This is a genomic window from Pseudoalteromonas sp. DY56-GL79, from assembly GCF_041414765.1.
Classification (GTDB): domain Bacteria; phylum Pseudomonadota; class Gammaproteobacteria; order Enterobacterales; family Alteromonadaceae; genus Pseudoalteromonas; species Pseudoalteromonas piscicida.
Genome location: NZ_JANHZS010000035.1, coordinates 43,353 through 60,326 on the forward strand (window position 1 = coordinate 43,353; position 16,974 = coordinate 60,326).

The 16,974-nt window shown below is 42.4% G+C and carries 16 protein-coding genes; 9 read left to right on the top strand and 7 right to left on the bottom strand.

The genetic code is table 11. The features are described 5' to 3' along the window. Positions 1-43: 43 nt before the first annotated feature. The 3 genes from NO992_RS21200 to NO992_RS21210 all read right to left on the bottom strand — a co-directional run bounded on the left by NO992_RS21200 (position 44) and on the right by NO992_RS21210 (position 3,035). Positions 44-946 (bottom strand): LysR family transcriptional regulator, encoded by a 903-nt coding sequence (locus NO992_RS21200; RefSeq protein WP_017216523.1) that lies wholly within the window; start codon positions 944-946, stop codon positions 44-46. Between the two features lie 108 nt (positions 947-1,054). Then, complete coding sequence (locus NO992_RS21205; protein WP_371380351.1) at positions 1,055-2,578, bottom strand: DUF3369 domain-containing protein; 1,524 nt, start codon at positions 2,576-2,578, stop codon at positions 1,055-1,057. 58 nt (positions 2,579-2,636) lie between these two features. Further along, positions 2,637-3,035: a DUF2721 domain-containing protein gene (locus tag NO992_RS21210; protein ID WP_010374626.1), complete on the bottom strand. Its 399-nt coding sequence runs from the start codon at positions 3,033-3,035 to the stop codon at positions 2,637-2,639. A 109-nt stretch (positions 3,036-3,144) separates the two neighbouring features. On the opposite strand from NO992_RS21210, the gene NO992_RS21215 reads away from it, so the two are divergent. From NO992_RS21215 to tsaD, 3 genes are read left to right on the top strand one after another with little or no spacing between them, the layout of a single operon-like run. Continuing rightward, a complete protein-coding gene (locus NO992_RS21215; protein WP_010607629.1) occupies positions 3,145-3,492 on the top strand; it encodes a DUF2007 domain-containing protein in 348 nt (115 codons plus the stop codon). Then, positions 3,476-4,069 (top strand): YjaG family protein, encoded by a 594-nt coding sequence (locus NO992_RS21220; protein ID WP_010374628.1) that lies wholly within the window; start codon positions 3,476-3,478, stop codon positions 4,067-4,069. Before NO992_RS21215 ends, NO992_RS21220 begins: the two co-directional genes overlap by 17 nt. A 49-nt stretch (positions 4,070-4,118) precedes the next feature. Continuing rightward, complete coding sequence (gene tsaD / locus NO992_RS21225) at positions 4,119-5,132, top strand: tRNA (adenosine(37)-N6)-threonylcarbamoyltransferase complex transferase subunit TsaD (RefSeq protein WP_349198218.1); 1,014 nt, start codon at positions 4,119-4,121, stop codon at positions 5,130-5,132. 3 nt (positions 5,133-5,135) lie between these two features. Here tsaD and plsY read toward each other — a convergent pair whose 3' ends face one another. Further along, positions 5,136-5,726, bottom strand: coding sequence for a glycerol-3-phosphate 1-O-acyltransferase PlsY (plsY, locus tag NO992_RS21230; protein WP_029215929.1), 591 nt, complete (start codon positions 5,724-5,726; stop codon positions 5,136-5,138). 124 nt (positions 5,727-5,850) lie between these two features. Between plsY and folB the strand changes: the two genes are divergently transcribed. The 3 genes from folB to NO992_RS21245 are packed head-to-tail and all read left to right on the top strand — an operon-like array spanning position 5,851 to position 7,494. Next, positions 5,851-6,201 carry a dihydroneopterin aldolase gene (gene folB / locus NO992_RS21235; protein ID WP_305776597.1) on the top strand — a complete coding sequence of 117 codons (351 nt, stop codon included), beginning with the start codon at positions 5,851-5,853 and terminating at the stop codon, positions 6,199-6,201. 7 nt (positions 6,202-6,208) lie between these two features. Next, the gene (gene folK, locus NO992_RS21240; RefSeq protein ID WP_010374632.1) at positions 6,209-6,697 is read left to right on the top strand and encodes a 2-amino-4-hydroxy-6-hydroxymethyldihydropteridine diphosphokinase; all 489 of its coding nucleotides are present in this window, start codon (positions 6,209-6,211) and stop codon (positions 6,695-6,697) included. Continuing rightward, complete coding sequence (locus NO992_RS21245) at positions 6,694-7,494, top strand: undecaprenyl-diphosphate phosphatase (protein ID WP_010374633.1); 801 nt, start codon at positions 6,694-6,696, stop codon at positions 7,492-7,494. Before folK ends, NO992_RS21245 begins: the two co-directional genes overlap by 4 nt. 79 nt (positions 7,495-7,573) lie before the next feature. On the opposite strand, the gene NO992_RS21250 is transcribed toward NO992_RS21245, so the two are convergent. Then, positions 7,574-8,530, bottom strand: a complete 957-nt coding sequence (locus NO992_RS21250; RefSeq protein ID WP_069022749.1) for a methylenetetrahydrofolate reductase — start codon at positions 8,528-8,530, stop codon at positions 7,574-7,576. A gap of 270 nt (positions 8,531-8,800) precedes the next feature. On the opposite strand from NO992_RS21250, the gene NO992_RS21255 reads away from it, so the two are divergent. Further along, positions 8,801-11,677, top strand: coding sequence for an insulinase family protein (locus NO992_RS21255; protein WP_371380357.1), 2,877 nt, complete (start codon positions 8,801-8,803; stop codon positions 11,675-11,677). Positions 11,678-11,752: 75 nt separating this feature from the next. Here the strand turns inward: NO992_RS21255 and NO992_RS21260 are convergent, their stop codons facing one another. Then, positions 11,753-12,160, bottom strand: a complete 408-nt coding sequence (locus NO992_RS21260; protein ID WP_010374636.1) for a diacylglycerol kinase — start codon at positions 12,158-12,160, stop codon at positions 11,753-11,755. A 243-nt stretch (positions 12,161-12,403) separates the two neighbouring features. On the opposite strand from NO992_RS21260, the gene cysE reads away from it, so the two are divergent. Next, on the top strand, positions 12,404-13,225 hold the full coding sequence (cysE, locus tag NO992_RS21265; RefSeq protein ID WP_045987778.1) for a serine O-acetyltransferase: 822 nt from the start codon (positions 12,404-12,406) through the stop codon (positions 13,223-13,225). A 675-nt stretch (positions 13,226-13,900) separates the two neighbouring features. On the opposite strand, the gene xseA is transcribed toward cysE, so the two are convergent. Further along, complete coding sequence (xseA, locus tag NO992_RS21270; protein WP_371380361.1) at positions 13,901-15,232, bottom strand: exodeoxyribonuclease VII large subunit; 1,332 nt, start codon at positions 15,230-15,232, stop codon at positions 13,901-13,903. A gap of 131 nt (positions 15,233-15,363) precedes the next feature. Between xseA and guaB the strand changes: the two genes are divergently transcribed. Further along, complete coding sequence (gene guaB, locus NO992_RS21275) at positions 15,364-16,833, top strand: IMP dehydrogenase (RefSeq protein ID WP_017216512.1); 1,470 nt, start codon at positions 15,364-15,366, stop codon at positions 16,831-16,833. The last annotated feature ends 141 nt before the right edge of the window (positions 16,834-16,974 follow it).

The window sequence follows — 16,974 nt, forward strand, 5'->3', positions numbered from 1 at the left end:
AAACGGGCAAGTAATACAGATTATTTGCCCGTCTGTTTAGCAACTAATAAGTTACTGTTTGCTTGCTAGATGAAGATGCAGCATCCTCAATTAGCTCAAGCAAGTGATTTATATGCGCATTTGAGCCAACTTGGTGATTGGTTTGTACAATCAATTGTTCTCTATCCAAAGCCTTATTGGTTTTTAAGAAAACTAAGTTAGGGTCTTGTGCGATAGTTTTTGAATGTTCGATACTCGCAATTGCAAAGCTATTGCTATTCTTCAAACCATCAATTACTTGTTCAATGTTACCAATTTTAACACTCGTTGATTTGTTTAACGAGTCAACGGCTTCATTAAGCATACTTTGTACTTGCTTCGACTGTGAGAAACAGCCATACATAGGGTATTGCGTTAATTCAGCTTTTCTGATGCTGTCTTGATTTGCTAGAGGGTGATTTCTCGAAACAAATAAAACTAACTGATCAGGCAGGTGAATATCACTCACTATGCTATTTGCACTTTGTAAATATACGCTGATATCAATCTCACCAAGTTGTAGCTTACGAGTAAGCTCCAACTCATCTTGCAACTGCATTTCGATCTTCACATTAGGGTACTGAGCTAAAAACTGACCGCAAGAAACTGGCACGATGCTGCTAGCTTGAGTCGTATAACCAATAATTAACTTTTGGTTATCACGGCCAAACAAACTTTGCTTAATGGTTTTCTTGGTTAGATCGAGTTCTGATAAGGTTGTTTTGCAATACTTTAAGAACAGCTCACCTTGTTCAGTCAGTTTTACTGAACGTGTTGAGCGTTTAACGAGTTCACAACCTATTTCATCTTCAAGGGTTTGGATGCTTCGAGTAAGCGCTGAAGTACTGATCTGGGTTTGTTCTGCGGCTTGTCTAAAATGTCTTAGATTACCTAATGCTACGAACTGCTCGAGTTGTTCAAATCTCATGTGAAATTCCTTTTAATTTCAACTAAAACACATTTATTACGTCTTTTCCCAATAATAATACACCAATCGGGAAAAAGAAAGTGAAGTTTTTACATTCTGATTACAAAGTTAGTCAGGATACCTGTCACGTACCTCAATAAATTGTTCCAGATTTTTTAGAAAAAGGTCAACCAATTTGGGTTCAAATTGTTTACCACTTTGAGTATTTAGCAAATCTATTACTTTATCTAGTGGCCAAGCTGGCTTATAACACCGCTCACTTCCTAGTGCATCAAAGACATCTGCCAGAGCAGTGATCCTGCCGACAATGTTAATTTGCTCTCCCTTTAAACCTCTAGGATAGCCTGAACCATCCCACTTTTCGTGATGTTGATGCGCGATTAATGCGCCACACTGCAAAATCTCATTTGTTGAATTTTTTAAGATTTCAAACCCTTGCTGCGCATGCGTCTGCATAATTATCCATTCTTCATCAGTGAGTTTTCCGGGTTTATTTAGGATTTGATCTGGAATACTGATTTTGCCAATGTCATGGAGCGGAGAGGCGAGTTTGATGATTTCTGCTTGGTAGTGAGAGAGTCCGTAAAGCTGAGCTAAAAGCATACTATAATGTGCCACGCGTTTTACGTGTGAGCCGGTTTCTTTCGAGCGTTTTTCGACGGCTTCACCCAAAATATAAGAAAGCTCTTTTTGAGAATCTTTGACGGTTTCACGCAACTTCAAGTTGTCGTAGGCTAGTGCAATATTGTTTGCAAAAAATTCAAGTAGCTGGAAGTCCATGCTATGAAGTTCGCTGTCCTTACTCACATAAATCATCGTTTCACTCCCTTCTCGCGAAGGGAAGTAGCCAATATATTCGTTACGGGTCTTTATCGATGCTTTTTTATTATGTGTTTCTATAAACAGATTTTGTACATTCTCGGGCAAGGTAACAATACTAGGTTCTACGCCTGCCCCTGAGGCTGCAAGTAGTTTAAATTTTGTCGGTTCGTTGGCTTGGTGATTTACCGCAGCTGCACAATATATTTCCGAATCAGATAATCCCATTACTGCGGATACATGGGACAATATGGTTGATGCAAAATCCTGAATATTGCTACACTTCAAAAAGTTAGAGGATGCATCAATAATGCGTTCAAGTCCCATTTTGTGCTTTTCGATGGTTTGAATATCCCGGTGAGCCCGTAAAGCAGAATAGAGTAGTGTTTTTAGCTTGACGGCAGTGAGCTCGGTTTTGTTCTTGTAGTCATTAATATCGTAATCGCGAATGACCGACTCTTCCGGAGCTTCTCCAGGCTGCCCAGTGCGCAGGACAAGTCGAATATCAAAGTTTGCTAAGTCATCGCGGATATATCGCACTAAATCAAGCCCTGCATGATTACTTTCCATTACGACATCAATGAGGCCTACAGAGATATTCGGTTCCGTGTCCAAGATGGCTTTTGCTTCTTGTGCAGAGTAGGCGTGATGAAATCTCAGTGCTTTATTCTCAAATTTAAAGCCAGATAACACCAGTTTAGTCACTTGGTGAATGTCTTCTTCATCATCTACAACCAGAATATCCCAGTAGGTTTCGGCCATTTTATTTGTAGGGCTTTCTAGCACTTCATCTGAGAACAAAAATCCGCTCACAGATTGCTCCTCTTTTTATGCTGACTCAACATTAGTATAGTCGGCAGTAACAAGGCCGCTAATCTTGTTGAGGTTTTTTCTCGATATTTTGCAATTCTAGTTCGATTGCATCGCAAGAAATGTGGATTTCATAAAGAGAAAGTAGCAATGACAAGGTCAGGCTACAGAGACTCGCACCAAACAATGTGACGCCAAGTAAGGATATTTCAAGAAACAAGGCAAACATTGAAGACGTACAAAGTAAAAATGCGATTACACCCCATACTTGCATTCGTCTGATCAATCTAATTCGTTTTCTTAGGTTTTCGATTTGTGCTTTAACCAGAGATCTTATGGTGTCGCCTTCTCGGGCGTTTAATTCACGGATCAATTGCGCGAGTACCAAAAAGCGATTGGTATAAGCGAGTAGCAATAAAGAAATTGCTGGGAATAATAGGCCCGGTGTTGTTAGAGTCATAGTCGTATTTTAATGGAATGGCTTGATGTTTAAGTGTGATGATAATGAATGATTTTATCAAGAAACAAATGAGCACATTGAGTGCTAATTCGATAGTGAAGATAATGCAATGAGTGAACAGTCTTTTCATTGGGTGCAATTGTGCGCTATCAGCGGCTTTGTTGAAGCACATTTACTCAAAGGTCAATTAGAACAAGCGAATATTCAGGTTCGCTTACAAGGTGAGCATTTGTCAGGTGCTATTGGTGAAATTCCAGCAGAGCAAGCAGCCATCAAGCTCTTTGTTTATGCAATAAAGTTACCCGAGGCTCAGGAAATATTGGTAAACTATAACAAATCACGTCATCGCAGTGCCGCCGAGCTGTCGGATTGGCTATGTAACCACTGTGCAGAATTAAATGGACCAGCGTTTGAATATTGCTGGCAATGTGGAAATAAGCATGAGCAAAGCAAATAACTTTCAAAGAATTAGAGAGTTAAATTATCTTCAAAAGGCAGTCTTAGGCGCTGCTATTATTGAGCGTATGTTGCCAAATTATTCACTATTTAGTGAGGCAACGGGTTTTGGCGACGAGCAAGTGCTCAGAAATGCGCTGAATTTAATCTGGGAGAAAATATTACTGCCAAAGAGCAAAATTAGCTTAGAAAAGCTGGTTGAAAAGGTAGAGCCAAATGTACCTGAGCTCAGTGAGTTTGATATGTTTGGTACCTATCCCGCAATCGACGTAGCGACAGCGCTGTTAGGCATGTTGCAAGGTCTGATGACAAAAGATGAACATGAGTTTGTAAGCGTTGCCAAAATTTCTCAGGCAACGGTAGCTAAATACATCGAGTTTATGTTGATGGCGGAAGATATATCTCCAACGAATGAGCTAGTGCGTGAGCACCCGCAGATGCAGTATGAAATTGAAATCCTCGCTGAGCTTATCGAACATGTGGAAAATATGGGGCGTATTAGCAGCGAATCGGTGAAGTCGCTGAAGGCCTTGGCACTGGCTGACGGCCAAACAAATATTGGTTTGGAACTTGAGTAGCTGATTTCGTATAATCAGCGGCTGCAGTAAAGAGTTTGGAGAAAGTAACTTGCGTATTTTGGGTATAGAATCCTCATGTGATGAGACGGGTATTGCTATTTATGATGATGAGCAAGGGCTGTTGGCACATCAATTATATTCTCAGGTAAAAGTACACGCCGATTATGGTGGGGTAGTGCCTGAACTTGCTTCTCGTGATCATGTACGCAAAACAATTCCTCTGATAGAAGCTGCTTTCGCCCAAGCGGGTTGCGGTCCTGAAGACCTTGATGGCATTGCTTATACCGCAGGGCCGGGTTTGGTCGGTGCTTTGTTGGTTGGCACCTCAATAGGTCGCTCGTTAGCGTTTGGTTGGGGGATCCCAGCTGTTGCCGTACATCATATGGAAGGCCATTTGCTTGCCCCTATGCTTGAAGACGATAAACCAGATTTCCCATTCGTCGCGCTGTTAGTATCTGGTGGCCATACTATGATGGTCAAAGTCTCAGGTATCGGTGAATATGAAGTACTTGGTGAGTCAGTGGATGATGCCGCTGGTGAAGCATTTGATAAAACTGCCAAGCTACTCGGTCTTGATTATCCTGGCGGCCCAATGCTTGCGAAAATGGCGACACAGGGTCAAGCAGGGCGATTTACTTTTCCAAAACCGATGACAGACAGACCTGGTCTGGATTTTAGTTTCAGTGGATTGAAAACCGCAGCGGCAAACACGATCCGTAATGAAGGCGATGATGAGCAAACGAAAGCAGATATTGCTCATGCCTTTCAAACAGCAGTCGTAGAAACGCTAGCGATTAAGTGTAAGCGAGCACTGAAAGAAACTGGCATTAAAAGCCTTGTGATTGCAGGTGGCGTCAGCGCCAATACTGAACTTAGGCAAAAGCTTGAGCGCATGATGCTTGGCATGAAAGGGCGGGTTTATTACCCGCGCACTGAGTTTTGTACAGACAATGGGGCGATGATAGCTTATGCAGGAATGCAGCGCCTAAAAGCAGGTCAGCATGCGCCACTTGATATGAAGACTAAACCGCGTTGGCCGCTGGATAGTCTAGAAAAAGTCTAGACCCTAGTCTTTAGACTTTTTCCCCACCTTGGGCTCTTTACCACTCAAGAGCCTTTTAATATTTGCCCTATGACGAATAATAATCACCACAGTTAAAAAGCTGACCGGCACCGTATACAGCGGCTTTATCCACCATGTGTAAAGTGGAGCTGCTGCGACTGCGACAATCGCTGCGAGTGAAGAGTAGCGTGTGAGCGCTAGCACCACGAGCCACGTACTAATCAGTAGCCCGCCCAATGACAAGCCGATGGGTAATAGCGCACCAAATGCCGTTGCTACCGCTTTACCACCGTTAAAGTGAAAGAATATAGGATAAATGTGACCTAGGCATGCGCTTACGGCTATTGCACCTAACCATACAGGCTCTATTTTCAGAAAGTAGGCTCCCCACACAGGGATGGTTCCCTTTAAAATATCGAAGACGAGCACCAGCGCAGCTGGGATCTTTCCTCCCAATCTTAATACATTGGTTGCGCCTGGATTATTAGAACCATTAAAGCGTGGATCTGGCAGGTTGAATAACCGACACACCAGAATCGCTGAGGAAATCGATCCCAATAAATAAGCACATACGCACATTAAACTGATTAACACTGTCTTCCTTATTTTTTATTGCGTTGTTTTGGGCTATGATCGGCGGTCTTAAGTCCTGCACAGATCGCGAATTGCGATTAGAAAATGCGGGTGAATTACAGCGATAAACATGTTTGGAGTTTACATGGATAAAGTCTATATCTCACAGCTACACGTCGAAGCCATAATAGGAGTGTACGACTTTGAAAAAGAAAGTAAACAAAGCCTTTACTTTGATGTTGAGATGTTGACCGATATTAGCGCTGCCGCTCGCCATGACGATATTAATTTGGCGGTTGATTATGCCAAAGTGAGTGAGCGTATTATTGCGCATACCCAAGCAAAACCAGTTGAGCTATTAGAAACGCTAGTTGAACAGCTTGCTGCAATGATCCTCAATGAATTTAATGTACACCAAGTACTTATAAAAGTGAGTAAACCTGCTGCCGTGCCACAAGCACAAACGGTTGGTGTAGAAATTGTGCGTAAGAAGTAGAATTATCATGGCACAAATTTTTATCAGTCTCGGCTCAAACATAGAAAAAGAAAAAAATTTGCTGAGTGGCTTGAGGGTATTGATAGAACACTTTCCGGATTTTCAACATTCGAGTGTTTTTGAGAGTGAAGCCGTCGGGTTTGCAGGAAATAACTTCTATAACTCGGTCTTTGCAGCACAAACACAGCTGTCTTTAGACGAAGTGTATAAACTGCTCAAATCGATAGAATACGATCATGGTCGTCGCTGTAGTGAAAAGAAGTTTAGTCCACGTACATTAGATCTCGATATTCTCTTTTATGACCACCTTATTTGTTCATCACCCGCTCAGTTGCCTCGGGATGAAATAACCAAAAATGCCTTCGTGCTTCAGCCATTAGCTGAACTAGCTCCTGATTTTATCCATCCTGTTGAGGGTAAAACCATTGCTCAGTTATGGCAGGAGTATCACAACCCAACTCAAAAATTATGGAAAGTGGAGTTTCCCAAGCAATGAGCTTTATTGAGATTGTCGTCCTTGCAATTATTCAAGGTCTCACTGAATTTTTACCTATTTCGAGTTCTGCCCACTTACTGCTACCTTCTCAGGTACTAGGTTGGCAAGATCAGGGTCTTGCCTTTGATGTTGCTGTTCATGTTGGTACTTTGCTGGCTGTCGTTATTTATTTTCGACAAGACATTGTCAGCCTACTGGCAGGATGGTTCAAGTCATTCTCAGGTACGCACTCAAAAGAAAGCCGGCTGACTTGGTGTATTGTGGTTGCCACTATACCATTCGTGATTTTAGCTCCACTACTTAAAGATATCGTAGAAGTTTATTTACGTAGCGCTTGGGTGATTGCAACATCGACGATAGTATTTGGTTTACTGCTTTGGTATGCCGACGTGAAAGCGAAACAAATCAAGGACGAATTTGCCTTAAACTGGAAAAGCGCATTGATACTGGGGCTTGCGCAAATTACAGCTGTCATTCCCGGCACATCGCGTTCAGGCATTACCATCACCGCAGGTTTATTACTCGGGCTTGATAAGAAAAGTGCGGCGCGCTTTTCGTTTTTAATGTCTATTCCAGTCATTTCTATGATGGGATTGTATTACAGTTTAGAGCTTGCTACCGGCGATGAAGTGGTTGATTGGAATGCGTTATTAAGTGGTGCGGTACTGTCGTTTATCTCAGCTTATGCCTGTATCTTCTTTTTCCTGAAAATCATAGAGCGCATGGGCATGATGCCATTTGTCATTTACCGCTTGTTACTTGGGGTGGGATTAATCGCTTTCTTGAGCCTAAGTTAATCTGAGCTTTGGATAATTCAGCAAGGTTAACAGAAAAGCCAGCTTGATGAAGCTGGCTTTTTCAATTTACTAGACTGCATTAAGCAATTTGCTTTTCCGCAAGGCATAATTCCATGGTCGCCTTCAATAGCCTGTAAAGGTTTATCGACGCATCAATTTCTTCTTTGCGGTTTGTTAAGCTCTCAATATTTAAGCCAAGAGAAATATCCAGATGTGAGCAGCTTTTTAAGATTTGATCGAGATTCTCTCTACAAATACGAATTGACTCACTTAGTGTATTGTCTGCATCTAACATGCGCCATTTGGTTGCTTCTGGTACTGAGATCCCCAGCCACTCCATAAACTGCAAGGTCTTTTCTCCACCACATGGAGTAAAGGTAAGAATAATGCGTTTTGGTGTTTGCCCTTGTTGTTTACAGGTGCGAGCATAACTCGTGATCAGATCTATGGTTGCTTGAGCGTCATACACTGCTTGGGAAACAAAGAATTGGCAGCCTTGCTCTGTTTTATCTATCAGCCTTTCGTGTTCATTACGCTTACTGGCATGGCGCTCTGCGATGGTTACACCACCCAAGAAAAAGTCATCTTGGTGATGCTTCAATACCTTATAGGCTTCAGAAAGCGGCAACTTAATATCGCCTTGTGAAGACGGGCTGCCCACTAATACTAGATTGTTTAACCCATATTGCTGTTTAGTGCTGCTTAACCAATTGCCAAAAGCTTCACTATCGCGCTGTGCCACACTTTTATACGTAATTACATCAAGGTGTGACAATTCGCGGATCAACTGGCTATATTCACACGGATCAACGGTGTGCTTAAAAGGAAATGGGCGTGGTACTTGAGTACGGCTGCTTTCATCTTGAATGTCATAGATGATCACGCCGTCGTATTCAATCTCATGTAAACGGCCTAAAAGTTTAGCGGCAATTGATTTTAGCTGTTCTGGGTCGGTGCCAATCTTAGGTGGTGTGGTACCAATTAAATATACCCCTTGGTTAGGGTCAATGATTTTCTCTTGAAGCGTTAAAGCCATAATCCTCATTCCACAAAAGCATTTCTGTATCTCTTTACTAATATAGCAGCCATTTAGACGTCTAGATAGATTTTTTTAATGAAAGAATTTCAATAATTATGAATTAATCTCAAGTGCTCAAATCAAAATTTCATATTTGTTTACACATTAGGGTGGTAAATCACCTTGGAAATTAGCGAATTAGTATGACTTTGGGGCATAATCAGGAGGTTTGCTAACGTAAGTGAACACGACTTACTTAGAATAAAAAATATGATTAGGACCAAATTCATGAAATTCAAATTACTAGCAACCAGCTTTGCCGTAAGCTTAGCGCTTAGTGGCTGCGCAGCGACGAATTCAGATCAAGCTCAACAGTCAGCTGTAAGTACTCAAGCTGCCCAATCCAATAAAGTATTCGCCCAAGATTATGTTTTGGAAGAGCTAGAAAATGGCCTTCGCGTCATGGTAGTTAAAACTAACTATCCTGATGTGGTATCGCTACAAATTCCGGTTTCTGTTGGTTCGCGTAATGAAGTAGAAGCGGGTAAAACCGGCTTTGCTCACTTCTTTGAGCATATGATGTTCAAAGGCTCAGAAAAGTATCCACAAGACGTTTATTCGGACATTTTGAAAAACTCAGGTGTTGATAATCGTGCCTACACGACCAACGACTACACTAACTACCACTTAAATTTCTCAAAGCAGCATTTAGATAAAGTATTAGAAATCGAAGCGGATATCTTTCAAAACCTGACATACAGTGAAGAACAGTTCCGCACCGAAGCACTAACTGTGAAAGGTGAATACCTTAAAAATAATGCCAGCCCAGTTCGAAAACTGCTTTCTGCGGTAAGAAAAGAAGCATTTGATAAACATACCTATAAGCACACAACGATGGGCTTTTTTGAAGACATCGAAGCAATGCCAGATCAAATGGCCTATGGTAAAACCTTCTTTGAGCGTTTTTACAAGCCTGAATATGTATCACTTGTGATCGTAGGTGATGTGGATCCTAAAGCAACTATGGCTATGGTGAAAAAGCATTGGGGTAATTGGAAAAAGGGTGACTACCAAGCCGATATTCCTGTTGAGCCAAAGCAAGACAAAGCGCGTTACGTTCACGAAAAATATGATGGCTTACCGGGTCACTGGTTGCTAGTTTCGTATAAAGGTACTGCATGGGAGCCGAAGAAAAAAGACCGAGCGGCACTTGATCTGATCTCGCAGCTTTATTTCTCTGAAAATTCAGCGCTGTATCAAGAGCTGGTGGTAGATAAACAGCTTGCAAGCCAAATGTTTACCTATAACCCTGAAACCAAAGACCCAGGTCTTCTGCATGTTTTCGTTAAAGTAGAAGATGAAAAAGATTTGGCAACAGTGCGTGATGCAATCAATAACACTTACGCAAAAGCACGCACAGAGCTGGTAGATGAAAATAAGCTTGCTGCACTTAAATCAAACCTAAAGTACAGCTTTATTAACGGCCTTGATTCATCACAATCTATTGCTTCGACACTCGCGAGCTACATGCATTTTGAGCGTGATCCTGAAGTAGTGAATGAACTGTATGCAAGTGCTGATAAAGTCACTGCAAAAGATATTCGTGATATTGCCAATAAATACTTTGTGGACAGCAGCCGCACAACGGTAACTATGTCTGCACTTGAGTCTGTCTCTGGTTTTGATAAGGAAGTTAACTTAGACAAGTTAGTGGCAAAAATGGACAAGCCAGTAACGCGTCATTTCAACGTACTAGATAAAACGAATAATTCACCGCTGGTGGATGTGAACTTTCTTTTTTACACAGGTGCTGCTGCCGATCCTGCAGGTAAAAAAGGTCTTGCTGCGCTTACTGCGGCTATGATTGCCAATGGTGGAAGTGAGTCGCAATCATACAAAGAAATTCAAAAGGCGCTGTACCCGATTGCTGGTAGCTTTGGTTATCAAATCGATAAAGAAATGATTTCTTTACGTGGTCGTATTCATAAAGACAATGCTGATCAATGGTATGGCATTGTGAGTCAGCAGCTTTTGAACCCAGGGTTCAGAGAAGATGATTTTAAACGTCTGAAAAAAGAGCTAATCGACGGCATTAAGGCTGGTTTGAAAGCGTCAAATGATGAAGAGCTAGGTAAAGAAGTGCTTTATCACGAGCTGTACAAAGGCCACCCATACGAAAGCTATAACTTTGGTGATTTATCAGACTTAGAAGCAATCACTTTAGATGACGTTAAGGCTTTTTACGCTCAGCAATTTACTCAAGCTAAACTCAACGTGGGTATTACTGGTGCACTCGATAAACAGCTAAAAGAAGCGATGTTTAACGACCTTACGGCTTTACCTAAAGGTGAAGAAGCACGTTTACAAGTGCCTGATGCGCCTAAACTGTCTGGCCATCACGCAACCATCGTAGAAAAGAATGCAAAATCAACAGCGGTGTCTTTTGGTTTCCCAATCGACACGGTTCGTAGCAGCAAAGACTGGGCCGCGCTTTGGTTAGTGCGTTCATACTTTGGTGAGCACCGCAGTTCAAACAGCCACTTATACCAGCGTATCCGTCAGGTACGTGGTATGAACTATGGTGACTACGCTTATATCGAATACTTCCCACGTGGCATGTTCCAAACTAAGCCAGATGCAAACTTAGGTCGTAGTGAGCAAATTTTCCAGGTGTGGTTACGCCCACTTCGCTCTAATAACGATGCCCATTTTGCAACGCGCACCGCATTGTTTGAACTCGATAAGCTGATCAAAGAAGGGATGAGCAAAGCAGACTTTGAAGCAACACGTAACTTCTTAATCAACTTTGTGCCGCAAATGGTGGCGAGCCAAGATAGACAGCTAGGTTATGCACTTGATAGCCAGTTCTACAACACCGATGAATTTGTTGCCTATGTGACAAAGCAGCTAGCGTCGCTGTCTGTTGAAGACATCAATCGCGTTATCAAAGAGAACTTGCAGACCGAAGATATTCACTATGTGTTTATCACTGGTGATGCAAAAGATATGGCGCAGCGTTTAAGTGCTGAGCAGTCATCTCCTATGACTTATAACACGAAAAAGCCTGATGTATTACTGGCAGAAGATGCTGAAATTGCTACATACCCGCTAAATATTCCAAGTAAGAATATTAAAACGTTAGATGTAGAAAAAGTGTTTGAATAACGATTATTCAGCTTAATAAAAAATGGCGGCTAAAAATTTAGCCGCCATTTTTTTGTGTCAAAACCACGCGTAATGTTAGGTTATAGTGTTGAACCACTCCACTGCAGCGGCTATCCAAATTAACGAGCTAATTAATAATGTCAGCGTAACGGCCGCTGATGCCATATCTTTTGCACGACCAGATAGTAAGTGGTGTTCGGTACTCACTCTATCTGTCAGCGCTTCGATTGCTGAGTTGATAAGTTCTATAACTAATATCAACAGCACACTACCAACCAATAAGGCCCACTGAGCAATACTTTGCGCCAATATGATTGATAAAGGAAGACTTGCCACCAGTAACCACGTTTCTTGTCTAAATGCCGACTCTTCTTTATAGGCTGCTTTCATTCCTTTCGCTGAGCAATGCGTTGCTTTGATTATCCGCGCAAGCCCTGTGCCATTTGGTTTGTTGGTATCCGTTGTCTTGATCTTTATCGACATATTAGCGATCCCGCGTTGGTAGTATTTAATGGGGCGTTATTATACGAAGATCTGTTCAGTTCGACAGTGCTAAATTGTAAGAATCTTTGGTCCAACAGAGGGCATTTAAAACCGTACTAAAATATGTTGGTTGGTTATTAGATATAACCAAGTGTTTGAAGCCTGATTTTTTATAATACATGACACTTAATGACTCTAAGCGTTACACTATGAGAAGTATCAGTATTATCGGAAGTTCGTCACATGAGACATGAGATTTGGAATAAGTTACGCGAAGAGGCCAATGAGTTGGTTGCTCGCGAACCATTACTTGCTAGTCACGTTTACTCGAGTATTTTAAATCACGAGTGTCTTGGTTCTGCATTAAGCTTTATCGTTGCAAATAAGTTGGCGGATGCCGTGGTGTCAGCATTTACAATTCGCGAGCTGTTCGATCAAGCCTTTGTGCACTGCGATACCATGCTGACTCATGTTGCACATGATATAAAAGCCGTTAAAGATCGCGACCCAGCTGCCGATAGTTATCTCAATGTAATTTTAAATCTGAAAGGTTTTCATGCAATCCAAGCACATCGATTGGCATACTGCTTATGGCGTCAAGACAGAAAAGAGCTGGCTCGCTTTATACAGAGCAGAACCTCTGAAGTATTCGGTGTTGACATCCATCCTGCTTGTAAAGTCGGTCATGGTATTATGTTTGACCATGCGACTGGTATAGTCATTGGTGAAACCGCGGTTATTGAAGATAATGTTTCTATCCTGCAATCAGTCACACTTGGTGGTACGGGTAACGAGCAGGGTGATCGTCACCCGAAAATCCGCGCTGGTGTATTGATTGGTGCGGGTGCCAAAGTACTTGGCAACATTGAAGTAGGAGAGGGCGCTCGAATTGGTGCAGGTTCCGTTGTACTTAGCCCTGTAGCACCGCACACTACGGTAGTGGGGATCCCAGCTAAGGTGGTTGGTAAGCCATCATGTCCATGTCCTGCAGAGAGTATGAACCAAAACTTCCTCGAAGATGATGATAAGCTTGAAAATGAGTCAATCACTTCAGCGATGTTGTAATTTTTTGTATTGCTGACAACACTGAGATGATATTTGAATAGTGCTCGTTTAACGAGCGCTATTTTGGCTATTTATCTTCCTAAGTATTCGCTCCAACACTAAATTATACATCTAGCAAATAGGCGTTTCCTGCAAGTACCATCTAGCGTTTTCTTTGACTACCTTTCATATTTATGGGCTAAATGAGTCAGAAGCCAGAAAAATAAGTAACTTATAAATAGGGTTATGGCTAAATTAAGTGCCAAATAAGCCAAGTTCTTTTTAACGGCTATGAGCATCGCATAGGCAGTAATAGCGACGAAAATAGACGGCAATAACACACCTTTGCACTTGTCTAAAAATGGTGAAAGTTGATCGTTATTTAATAAAAACACAAAGGCTGAAGTCAAAGTGCTGTATAGTAACACACTGCTCAATAATGAAAAATTTACGTATGGAAATATATCTATAGGTGTTGCTGAGAAATTCATTATTATCAGAAACGTCAACAGATATGAGCAAGTTCTAACGTACGGAAAACCCCATACCCATTTGGCGAGTACGGTGAAAATAGACGCGCTTATGGAAAATAAATAAATCATAATCATTCCTTGTTTATACCTAGCTGTGTAGTACTTAATCGATCATATCCAATCGTTTTTGTTTGAAAATTTGAGCTGGCATAGTTAGTTGAGCCTATTTTAAAACTGTTGATTGGATCTCACCATCAGCCAGTTGTGTAATTATCGGCTTTTCTGGGTCGATATCCGCCACTGACTTAATCACTTTATCTTCTTGCTTGGCAATACTATAGCCTCGAGCTAATACCGCCAGTGGACTGACGCTGTCTAGTTTTGCGCTTGATACCGCGAGTTGATGTCTTTGTGTGTTAAGCTTTTGCTCCATTGCATACTGCAACTTATCACCGAGTTGTGCGACCAGTTGTTTGAACTGAGCAATTCTTTGCTCTGGATGTAATCGATCAAATCGATGTTGCAGCAAATGAAATTGCGATTGCTTTTGACGTAAGTGATGGGCTTGAGCACGAATTAATCGCTGCTCTAATTCATCAACTCGCTGTGTTTGCTGCATTAGTTGATTTTTAGGGTGTTGTAACTGCAGTCGGGCTTCAAAATTTGCCAAACGCTGTGATGCACCTTCAAGGCGACGTTTAAAAGCTTGATTGAGATATTGTAGTAACTGCGAAGTACGTTGTTTTAAGGCTTCTGAGTCTGGGCTCACTAATTCGGCGGCCGCCGATGGAGTTGGCGCTCTGACATCTGCAACATAGTCGGAAATGGTAGTATCTATTTCATGGCCCACTGCGCTTATCACCGGAATTGAGCTGGCAAAAATAGCCCTTGCGACTGATTCCTCGTTAAAGCTCCATAAGTCTTCTAATGAGCCGCCACCTCTGCCAACGATCAATACGTCTACCTCGCGTCTAGCATTCGCTTGAGCGATTTGTTTGCAAATCTGCTGTTTGGCGTCATCGCCTTGCACTAGGGCCGGATAAATAACGACCTGTAACTGCGGGGCACGGCGTTTGAGTACGGTCAAAATATCCTTGATGGCAGCGCCTGTCGCTGAGGTGACGACCCCCACGCGATTGATGACACTTGGCAAAGGCTTTTTGTGACTAGCTGAAAACAGGCCTTCTGCGGCTAGCTGCATTTTGAGGGCATCAAATTGCTGCTTGAGCAAACCTTCACCGGCAGGGGCCACTTGCTCGACTATCAGTTGATAGTCGCCTCGTGGCTCATACACTGACACTCTAGCTTGTACCATTACTTGCTGACCATTGGCAGGGCGGTGGTTACAGTAACGATTATTACCTCGCCACATGGCCGCTTTTATCTGTGCTTTGTCATCTTTTAGAGAAAAATACCAATGCCCTGAGGCCGGAGCAACAAAGTTTGAAATTTCTCCGGTGAGTTGTACAGAGGCAAAACCTTGTTCTAAGAGCGAGCGTATTTCTCTGTTAAGTCTTGATACAGAATAGGTTTTATTATTATTGGGGTATCCCATGTTGGCCTCCATAAAAAATTCACAGTCACTTTATCACATTTTTTGCTAAATTTTATTTACTCCCATAAGGAACGCTGATAAAATTCGCACGCAATTCCTTATACTCAGTTCACTTGAGAGAAGCCGCGAACATGCTAAGAATTGCAAAAGAAGCCCTTACCTTTGACGACGTACTTTTAGTACCAGCTCATTCAACTGTTCTTCCTCACACAGCAAACCTGAAAACGCGTTTGACTCGTGGGATTGAATTAAACTTACCGCTTGTTTCCGCTTCAATGGATACAGTGACAGAAGCGCGCTTAGCGATCGCTCTGGCACAAGAAGGTGGTATTGGTTTTATCCACAAAAACATGACTATCGAAGAACAAGCTCGCAACGTACGTAAAGTTAAAACGTATGAAGCGGGTATTATCTCTTTCCCTGTGACGGTTACTTCTGATCTTACGATTGCAGAAGCAATGGAGCTTGCACAGGACAAAGGGTTCTCAGGTTTCCCGGTTGTTGGTGCAAACAACCAACTTGAAGGCATTGTAACTAGCCGTGATATGCGTTTCGAAACTAAGCTAGAAAAAGCAGTTTCAACGGTCATGACTAAGAAAGATGACTTAGTGACAGTAAAAGAAGGCGCATCTCGTGAAGAGATCCTTGGCCTAATGCACGAACACCGTATCGAAAAAATCTTAGTGGTTGATGATGCATTTGCACTAAAAGGCATGATCACTGTTAAGGATTACCAAAAAGCGCAAGATAAACCAAACGCATGTAAAGATGAGCAAGGCCGTCTTCGTGTTGGTGCTGCTGTTGGTGTTGGTGCTGGTACTGATGAGCGTATTGCTGCTTTAGTTGATGCGGGTGTTGATGTACTTCTAATCGATACTTCTCACGGCCATTCTCAAGGTGTTATTGACCGTGTTAAAGCGACACGTGAAGTATATCCAGAACTACAAATCGTTGCAGGTAACGTAGCAACAGCTGAAGGTGCAATTGCATTGGCTGATGCTGGTGCAGATGCTGTTAAAGTGGGGATCGGCCCAGGCTCTATCTGTACTACTCGTATCGTGACAGGTTGTGGTGTACCACAAATTACAGCTATCTCTGATGCAGTAGAAGGCCTAAAAGGCCGTGATATTCCAGTGATTGCTGACGGTGGTATCCGTTTCTCTGGCGATATCGTAAAAGCGCTAGTTGCTGGTGCTTCATGTGTAATGGTGGGTTCAATGCTGGCGGGTACTGAAGAGTCTCCTGGTGAAGTTGAACTATATCAAGGCCGTTACTACAAGTCTTACCGTGGTATGGGTTCTCTTGGTGCGATGAACCAAAAAGAAGGTTCGTCTGACCGTTACTTCCAGAAGAGCGATGCTGCTGACAAACTAGTACCTGAAGGTATTGAAGGTCGCGTAGCATACAAAGGACCAATCGCAACGATTATCCATCAGCAAATCGGTGGTATTCGCAGTGCAATGGGTCTAACAGGTTGTGCAACTATCACTGAATTAAATACTAAGCCGCAGTTTGTTCGTGTGACTTCTGCGGGTATGGGTGAGTCTCACGTACATGACGTGCAGATCACCAAAGAGGCGCCTAACTACCGTATGGGTTAAGCCTCAAGGCGTGTTTCTGGGCTAGCAAGTTGCTAGCCCTTATTACTTTTGATAGAGACGCAATGCGGCTTTATCCTGTTTAGTTCCTAACTAACGAGATTATCAATGAGCAAAGATATCCACGATTCCCGAATTTTGATC